The following is an 8,810-nucleotide window of genomic DNA, read 5'->3' as shown; positions in this document are numbered from 1 at the left end:
ACCAGTAGATATAGATCTTCTTGTATATCTAAAGGTATTCGATCCCGTGAAAGCGGTTACAGCTGTTAGCAACTATGTAACAGCATCCACAGGCATTGCTGTAACCACTTTGAGAGCTATAGTTGGGGATCTTCTTCTAGACGATGTGCTAGCTAAGAGGGAGTATATAAACAGCACTCTAAGGGCTAAGCTTGATGAAGTCACAGATAGATGGGGGATCAAAGTAACCTCCGTCGAGATCAGAGAGATCAAGCCTCCTAAAGAGGTTCAAGAGGCTATGATAAGACAGATGTCTGCTGAGAGGACTAGAAGGGCAATGATCCTAGAGGCTGAAGGTAAGAAGCAAGCAGCAATACTCGAGGCAGAGGGCTATAAGGAGTCGCAGATAAGAAGAGCAGAAGGAGATAAACAGGCCGAGATCCTCAGGGCTGAGGGGATCTCAAAGGCTTTGGAGCTCGTGAATGCAGCGGCCTCCAGAGTTGATCATAATACCCTCTATCTGCAATACCTAGAAGCCCTTAAATCGATCTCTAGCACCCCATCCACAAAGATAGTGATTCCAATGGAGCTACTCCTAGGAGCTACAAGGCTTATAGAACAGGTAGCCATAGCTAGAAGGCCCCAGGATCGGTCATAGCGATTTTCATAGAGATATGGTTATGAATATATCGTACTTAGCTTATATATCTCTTTATTGCTTATATCTCGGTGAGGGGGTTTCATGGCTAGAGGTGATTTTTTGAGAGACCATATTAGATCTGTTCTCGAAGTGGGTGGAAGGAAATATATATACTATAGCCTACCGGCTCTGGAGAAGGAGGGTATAGATGTATCTAGGCTACCCATTAGCCTAAGGATTATACTTGAATCCATGATCAGGAACTATGATGGGGTTACAATAGGGGATGAGGATATCGAGAACCTCGTTAAGTGGGATCCTAGGGCGCCTAGGGGCGAGATATCCTTCAAGGTTGCTAGGGTTATAACACAGGACTTCACAGGCACATCCCTGATCCTAGATCTGGCTGTTATGAGGGAATATGTTGCCAAGCTCGGCATAGATCCTATGGAGGTTAATCCAAAGGTGCCTGTAGACCTTATTATAGACCACTCAGTCCAGGTGGATTTCTGGGGATCTCCAGATGCTCTTAAAAAGAACATAGAGCTTGAGTTTGCGAGGAACTCCGAGAGGTATAGGCTCTTCAAATGGGCTGGAAACACTTTTAAGAACTTCAGGGTTTTCCCACCGGGTATAGGGATTATACATCAGGTGAACCTGGAATACTTATCAAAGGTTGTCATAGCAGAGGAGATCCAGGGTAGCTATGTAGCCTATTTCGACACTGTTATCGGAACAGATTCCCACACGCCTATGGTGAATGGCATAGGCGTTCTAGGATGGGGTGTAGGGGGTGTTGAGGCTGAAGCAGCTATGCTGGGGCAACCAGTGATAATACCTCTTCCAGAGGTTGTCGGTGTGCATCTATATGGAGAGCCGAGGGAGGGTGTAACTGCAACAGATGTGGTTCTAACTGTTACAGAGCTTCTGAGGAAGAGAAATGTTGTTGGTAAATTCGTTGAGTTCTTCGGAGAGGGGGTCTCAAAGCTATCTGTCCCTGACAGGGCTACAATAGCTAATATGGCGCCTGAATATGGATCCACAATATCTCTCTTCCCAGTTGACGAGGAGACGCTGAGATATCTGAGGCTCACAGGGAGGCCTGAGGAGCATGTCGCCCTTGTAAGGAGATATATGGAGGCCCAGGGCCTATTTGGAAGGGCTTGGGAGGAGCATGTCGAGTATTCAGAGGTTGTTGAGCTAGATCTAAGCACTGTTGAGCCAAGCATCTCAGGACCCGTGCTTCCATGGCAGAGGCTTGGCTTCTCAGAAGTGCCTAAGAGCCTTGCGAGGTTTGTTGAGGAGAGGAGGAAGAAGCCGGGCTTTATTGAGAAGAGGATCAAGCTGGATGGCGAGGAGATCACTCTGAGAGATGGCGATGTCGTGATCGCAGCTATAACGAGCTGTACAAACACAAGCAACCCAGAGGTGATGATAGGGGCAGGCCTGATAGCCAAGAAAGCAGTTGAGCTCGGCCTATCACTTCCAAAGCATGTGAAGCCAAGCATGGCACCTGGATCCAGGGTTGTTACCGAGTATCTAGCTAGATCAGGGCTTCTAGAGTATCTAGAGAAGCTGGGCTTCAGCGTGGTTGGGTATGGATGCACAACATGTATAGGCAATTCAGGCCCACTCCCAGAGGCGATATCCAATGCCCTTGTCAAGGACGGGATTATGGGGGTAGCAGTGCTCTCAGGGAATAGGAATTTCGAGGGTAGGGTGCACCCAGATGTTAGGGCTAGCTATCTAATGTCACCAATGCTCGTTGTGATCTACGCCCTTGCTGGGACGGTTAACAAGGATCTCTCGAGAGAGCCTGTAGCTATAGGGCCTAGGGGCCCTGTATATCTAAAGGATCTTTGGCCGAGTAGGGAGGAGATCAGGAGGATCATGGAGCAGTTTATAAAGCCAGAGCTATTCATAGAGAAGTACTCTAGAATATACGAGGATGCTCCAGAGGCCTGGAAGAAGCTCGAGGCCCCCAGCGGGGCTCTATATGAGTGGGATCCCAAGAGCACATATATAAAGAGACCCCCATTCCTAGATGACTTCGACCCCAATAGAGAGCCTGTGCTAGAGGATATATATAATGCAAGGCCACTCCTAATACTCGGGGACTCGATAAGCACAGACCATATATCACCAGCCGGGAGGATAGATCCCGATAGCCCTGCTGGTAAATATCTACAGAGCCTAGGGGTCCAGCCAAGGGATTTCAACACATATGGAGCTAGAAGAGGCAATCACGAGGTAATGATGAGAGGGGCATTCGCTAGCAAGGGTGTTAGAAATAAAATGGTTAGAGACATCGCTGGGGGCTACACAATACACTACCCCTCAGGAGAGATCATGACTGTCTTCGATGCAGCAATGAGATATATGAGGGAAGGCGTGCCCCTACTCATAATAGCGGGCAAGGAATACGGGCTTGGAAGCTCTAGAGACTGGGCTGCGAGAGCACCTAGGCTTCTAGGGGTTAGAGCCGTTATTGCGGAGAGCTTCGAGAGAATCCACAGGGCCAACCTAGTGGGGATGGGTATAATACCTCTGCAATTCCTAAGCGGGGTCAACGCAGACACCTTGGGACTCAGAGGAGACGAGCTATTTGACATAGTGGGCTTGAAGAACCTTGTTCCAAGGGGTAAGGTGAACCTCGTGATCAAGAGGCCAGATGGGTCTAGAACAACAGTCGAGCTAATAGCTAGAGTAGAAACCAGAGCCGAGATCGAATATCTAAAGCATGGAAGCATATTACACTACGCGTTCAAAAACATGTTAAAAGAACTCCTGAAAACCCACAAAAACCTAGATCAACCCCTTAAGCAATAATTAAATATATAATTAAGCTCCATAACACCTCTAAATGCCCTAGAGATCTAAGGATATTAGAATTAACGGGGTAGCATTTTTTAGCTTTTATAACATTTATATCTAGAGGTCTATGGCTGATCAAGCATCATCTATTGGTATAGATGTCATAGCATCTATTCTTACAGAGTATGCTAAGAAGATCGTTGATAAGGCCCTCAAGGGTGAGAAGCTGAGCGACTGGGAAGTAGGCTTCCTACTTATGGAGGCTACTAGGAGGACTTTAGAGGCTAGAATGGATGCCATAGAGAAGAGAATGGCTAGCCTCGAGGAGAGTCTAAAGACAAGGATGGAGGCGTTGGAGAAGAGCCTATCAGAGAGGATGAACGCTATAGAGAGGAGAATGGATCTTATTGAGAAGAGAATGGACATGCTAGAGAAGAGGATTGGGGAGGTTGAGAAAAACCTAACCATGAGGATCGAGCTCCTAGAGAAGAGGGTTGAAGCCCTTGAGAAAAGAGTTGAGGGTTTAGAAGCTGATATGAAGCAGATGAGGGCTAGCATGGATAGCCTGAGAGATCTGATAATAAACAGACTTGTAGAGGCACTAACAAGAAAAACATAGCAGCTATAATTAACCTGTCCTCTATCCTACAACCCACAAGCCAATCCCCTTTATTCAAAAGAAGGAAGCTTCACTGTTATAAGGAAGCCCTTTCAAAATAGCTCTCAAAAGATCCTAGCACTTGGAGCGGCTTTTTAAGATAAAATAATATATGAGGTTATGATCTCTATGTGTGGGCTGAAATCTTTTTGATGTTTAGAGGATAAGCTTATATATTTAGATTCTGCCTGGGTAATGGGAGCGCTGCTCCAAGCCCTGGCGGGCTTATCCTAGATGGGAGCCCCATGCGTTGGGCTCCACAGCCACCCATGAGCCCATAGTGATAACCCGTGATCTATGGGCGAGGTGGAACTCCCTAGATGTGACCAAGAACTTATATAGGATGATTGGAATGAACATCTAGGGAGGAACGGGATCTGGTGTCTATAGGGAGGTCTTGTTTAGAGAACTTGTTAGGGGTATTCCTAGTACTGGCTATGCTACCCATAACCTCTATATGTATCCTGCTAAGTTTATCCCCCAGGTTATTAGATATGCTATCGAGAGATATACAGAGCCTGGTGACTGGGTGTTCGACCCCTTTGCCGGGTATGGAAGTGTTGCTATCGAGGCAACCCTTACTGGTAGAAACGCCATTCTATGGGATCTAAACCCGGTAACCCGTATCCTAACCTATGCATCGATATATAGAGGCGATATATCGCTTAGAGACTTCGAGATCGACTGGGACTATGGATATCAATTCCACCCGGCTTGGGAGAATATACTATACTGGCACCCCAGAGGATTCTACGAGGCTCTTAGCAGGGTCTGGGGTTTTTGGCATAGGGAGGTATTCAGGAGGTCTAAGTCTCTCGATGAACAGTCTAAAGCTTTCGCCATAGCCATACCCCTTCTAAAGATCTCTAGGTTCTTCAGCTACTCTGATGAGAAGATAGCTAAGACATATAGGTCTAGATATGCTGAGGAGAAGGTTAAGAAGCTACTAGCCTCGAACTGGAGGTCTAAGATGGTTGAAATGCATCGAGAAGTGTCTAGGAAAACCCTTGAGAAGATAAGGGAGTTCCAAAGACTTGGCCCAAGGGATGTTGAGATAGTTGTTAGAACAAGCTGGAGGGAAGGGGATAGACTAGTAGTATTTGATTCCCTGGGGGAGAGGCTTGATAGGGATGTCAGGCTGATGATAACCTCGCCACCATATCTACAGGCTCAGGAGTATATCAGGAGCTTCAAGATAGAGCTAGCATGGCTTGGATTCACAGGAGCAGATCTAAGAGTCTTGGCAAGCCACGAGATACCGTATAACAGGCTCCCCGATGTGGAGGTTAATAGCAGGCTCTATAGGGAATATAGATCTAGGGTTGCTTCAATGGGGCACCAAAGGCTGTTAGAGCTCTACGAAGCATACTTCAGATCACTAGCCCACTTCCTCAACATAAACAGCGGCAGAGTAGAAACAATAGCGTTATTCGTAGGCCCAGTAAAGATCAGATCGGAGAGGATACCGATAGACGAGATACTGAGGGAACACCTCGAGAGCCTGGGATTCCAGCACCTGGAGACATTGATAGATAGAATCGTCTCTAGAAGACTATTCAACTCCAGGATAAACCCAGCAACAGGGCTACCAGACGAGAGGACGCAAACAGAGCACCTACTAGTTATGAAGAAGAAGAGCTGAGGGTTTAAACATCTGACTTCCTCCCCGCCCTAAAAGGGCGGGGGTTCCCTTTGGGCGGTTCTCACCGCTTCATAGCTGGTGGACGCTAAACGCATCCACACTGCCCCGCTCGCCCAGCGGTAGACCATGGGCCGGGCCTCCGGCCCGTTACCCCTATCTCCCTTGTAAGGGGACTCGGGGTTATGGGTTTTATTATAGCCTTAGGGGCATAGGTTTAGTCTTATGCGTCTAGCATGCCTATCACGTGCCGCTGGAAGGAGGTTTCCGAGGCTCATAATCGCTATCCTCATCGCAAAAAAGACTAAGGGACACAGATGCTTAAAGCATTACCTAGCCCTGAAAGGCGGGGCTTGTTGTTCCTTTTTCATATGTTTCCAAGTCACTGGCGATATACATATACATCAGCATAGAGGGATCCAATATAGCTTCTACTACTCCCATAGAGGAGGGTTGATGGTGAATAGAAGTAGTTTGCCCATATCCAGTAGCCCATGTCAATATACTCGCTTCTGAGACGTGCTTCTATAAATAAGAGCATATATACCTGGTTAGACTGCTCCACTCCTACTGATGCTCCCATTATAGTTGGAGCATTGTCCTTAATTTGACACGCTATTTTCCACACGCCGCAGAGGATGCCTATCACATTTACCGATCCTGAGAATATTGGGTAGGTATTGAGATCATTGATTACTGTGAATACATCAAAGTAGACATAGTTTTGGCTCTTGAAATCCCTGCTCCATGCCCAGTTGAGCATGTAATGTCTCAGGGCATTCTCTAGAATGTCCTGGCCATCATAGGGGTTCTGATCCTTCATGATATAGCTGATCATCTGATTATCCACTATTGAGGGTCTCATCAGTGTCATATTTGCAAGGGTATCTGTTGGGGTTGATGAGCAGAAACCCCAGGGACATGTCATCACATATAGCCTATACCTCGCAGCGGCTATATCGCCTAGAAAGCCTATTCCAAGAATAGCTGGCGGTGTAAAATCGATCCCTGATCTAAATAAAACATGCTGATCTAGCCACGTTTTGTCCTGTCTAAGGTCCATGGAGGCTCCCACAACCCTATAGTCTATAGGAGTTGATGACGAAGCCACAGTAGCCGTTATCGTGAATTTTAGGCTGACGGTCGACGTGGATCTATAGAAAGCCCTCAGAGAAATAGAATCTATTTTATCCGCCTCTGGCCCGCGAACCATAGCAGCAACTATTGGTAGGGGGACACCCATCACAGATCCGTAGTTTTCCTCTAATTCCCAGTAGTAGCACTCGGTATACCATGGAACAGAGTAGCATACATCTCTTATACTTCCAGGGGGCCATTGACCCTGGAGCTTTATATCTCCGATAGCTACTCCTCTATTTCCTTGGCTTCTGCTATGGTTCGCTATGGGTTTCTTAGCCTCTAGATGCTCTATTATTTCTATAGCTATGCTTTTGTTCTTTATTATCTCTTCTATTCTTATTGGCACTCCCTTGATGCTGTCATATATTCCTTGATCCTCGTGTATTGCTCCCACTAGTATTATTCCTGGTGAGACATATCTCGGATCTGTGTTCCTCGATGCTAGATATTCCCTCCACTCCCTCGAGAAATCTCTGAGAACGCTGTAGTTAGCCCTTATAATCCCTTGCCCCCCATAGATGCCGAGACCCTTGATCTCGCCGCTGGGCATCCATGCATAGACGCTATAGATAGCCTTTAGAGGCCTGCCAGAGCTATCCTTCACCAGCAATAGGAACTCGGGCTCCGATTCAGAGCCCTGTAGAAGCCATGTGTAGCCTCTATAGGAGATAGATACATCGATAGAAGGAAAGCGATCAGAGTAGTCATATACAGAGGTGAGGGGTAGAAGACCCAGGAATATCGAAATGGCTAGCAGAGCCATTACAAGAGCGCTACCCACATTGATTAGACCAGCCATAGGGCCCAACACAATCCCCCAAAAAAAAGATTAGGGGTTAATAAGCATTTACAACCTGAAAGCCTCATGAAACTACTTCACCTTTTATGTTGATTTGTGTTGTTTGATGTCAATGTCTTCAGCCCTCTCATTTATATGCTTTTCTGCTATAGCTTGTTTGAGGCTGGTACTATGAACTCTATGAGCAATGTGAGGGGGAGGAAGTCAGCCGATGAAGCTCCCCGTGTCCCCGATGGGAGGTAGTCCCGCAGGCGGCATGGGGAGCCGGACAGGGAGTATGGAGGCGAAGGCGGACACATGAAGCCCAAGGAATTCCTGACCCCCCTTGACAACCCTCACAGCATATTCCTTCCCGATGTCGCTGTCTATGGGGATGTATAAGATCCTGTCCTCCCCAAGGATAGCAAACACCTCCTCATCAGCTGAGGCTATGATGAGCCTTTCAAGCCCGCATGGGAGAACATATTCTACTGGCATCCTAGGGAGTTCCTAGAAGCCCCTTCAAGGGCTTGGGGGTACTGGCATAGAGTTGTTAGGAGGAGCCTCTCTGAGTGCCTGGCATACCTAGTTGCTATCCCCCTGCTAAAGGTCTCAAGGTTCTCCAGCTACTCCGACGAGAAGATAGCCAAGCTCTACAGATCTAAATATGCTGAGGAAAGGGTTGGGAAACTCCTATCCACAGACTGGAAATCCAAGATGGAGAAGATGTACTGGGAATATGCTAGGGAGACATACGAGAAGGTTAGAGAGTATCATGCTCTCAAGCCTAGGAAGGTCGAGGTCGTGATTAGGACGAGCTGGAGGGAGGGTGGGAGGCTAGTGGTTTTCGACTCTCTTAGGGAGAGGCTGGATAGAAACGTGAAGCTAATGATAACATCGCCTCCCTACCTACAGGCTCAGGAGTATATCAGGAGCTTCAAGATAGAGCTGGCGTGGCTGGGATATAGTGGTGCTGATATGAGGGTGCTCATAGACGATCATAGACGAGGAGATACCATATAACAACCCCCCACAGGCTGAGGTTAATAGCAGGACATATAGTGAATACAGATCTAGGGTAGCATCTCTAGGACATCCAAAGCTGCTCAAGCTCTACGACACATATTTCAAATCCCTAGCCCAGTTCCTAAATAACAACAGC

General features: G+C 47.2%; 7 protein-coding genes. 5 read left to right on the top strand and 2 right to left on the bottom strand.

Features of this window, described 5'->3' with window-relative positions; genetic code table 11:
- The 4 genes from QXE01_03440 to QXE01_03425 form a co-directional block, all read left to right on the top strand.
- A partial coding sequence (locus QXE01_03440; protein ID MEM4970287.1) for an SPFH domain-containing protein occupies window positions 1-637 on the top strand: 637 nt, incomplete at its 5' end.
- 84 nt (window positions 638-721) lie between these two features.
- Complete coding sequence (gene acnA, locus QXE01_03435; protein MEM4970286.1) at window positions 722-3,448, top strand: aconitate hydratase AcnA; 2,727 nt, start codon at window positions 722-724, stop codon at window positions 3,446-3,448.
- 112 nt (window positions 3,449-3,560) lie between these two features.
- A complete protein-coding gene (locus QXE01_03430; protein ID MEM4970285.1) occupies window positions 3,561-4,052 on the top strand; it encodes a hypothetical protein in 492 nt (163 codons plus the stop codon).
- Between the two features lie 436 nt (window positions 4,053-4,488).
- The gene (locus QXE01_03425; protein MEM4970284.1) at window positions 4,489-5,733 is read left to right on the top strand and encodes a DNA methyltransferase; all 1,245 of its coding nucleotides are present in this window, start codon (window positions 4,489-4,491) and stop codon (window positions 5,731-5,733) included.
- A 379-nt stretch (window positions 5,734-6,112) separates the two neighbouring features.
- Here the strand turns inward: QXE01_03425 and QXE01_03420 are convergent, their stop codons facing one another.
- Both QXE01_03420 and QXE01_03415 read right to left on the bottom strand, forming a co-directional pair.
- Window positions 6,113-7,678, bottom strand: a complete 1,566-nt coding sequence (locus QXE01_03420; protein ID MEM4970283.1) for a hypothetical protein — start codon at window positions 7,676-7,678, stop codon at window positions 6,113-6,115.
- Window positions 7,679-7,873: 195 nt separating this feature from the next.
- A complete protein-coding gene (locus tag QXE01_03415) occupies window positions 7,874-8,146 on the bottom strand; it encodes a hypothetical protein (GenBank protein ID MEM4970282.1) in 273 nt (90 codons plus the stop codon).
- Between the two features lie 219 nt (window positions 8,147-8,365).
- Between QXE01_03415 and QXE01_03410 the strand changes: the two genes are divergently transcribed.
- Window positions 8,366-8,671 carry a hypothetical protein gene (locus QXE01_03410; protein MEM4970281.1) on the top strand — a complete coding sequence of 102 codons (306 nt, stop codon included), beginning with the start codon at window positions 8,366-8,368 and terminating at the stop codon, window positions 8,669-8,671.
- The last annotated feature ends 139 nt before the right edge of the window (window positions 8,672-8,810 follow it).

Source organism: Sulfolobales archaeon (genome assembly GCA_038897115.1).
In the GTDB taxonomy this organism is placed as follows: Archaea; Thermoproteota; Thermoprotei_A; order Sulfolobales; family AG1; genus AG1.
This window is presented reverse-complemented; position numbering and strand designations above follow the sequence as displayed.

Excerpts from the sequence above, each read along its gene's own strand:
- acnA (MEM4970286.1), top strand. The coding sequence starts at position 722 with ATGGCTAGAGGTGATTTTTTGAGAGACCATATTAGATCTGTTCTCGAA.
- QXE01_03430 (MEM4970285.1), top strand. The coding sequence starts at position 3,561 with ATGGCTGATCAAGCATCATCTATTGGTATAGATGTCATAGCATCTATT.
- QXE01_03415 (MEM4970282.1), bottom strand. The coding sequence starts at position 8,146 with ATGCCAGTAGAATATGTTCTCCCATGCGGGCTTGAAAGGCTCATCATA.
- QXE01_03410 (MEM4970281.1), top strand. The coding sequence starts at position 8,366 with ATGGAGAAGATGTACTGGGAATATGCTAGGGAGACATACGAGAAGGTT.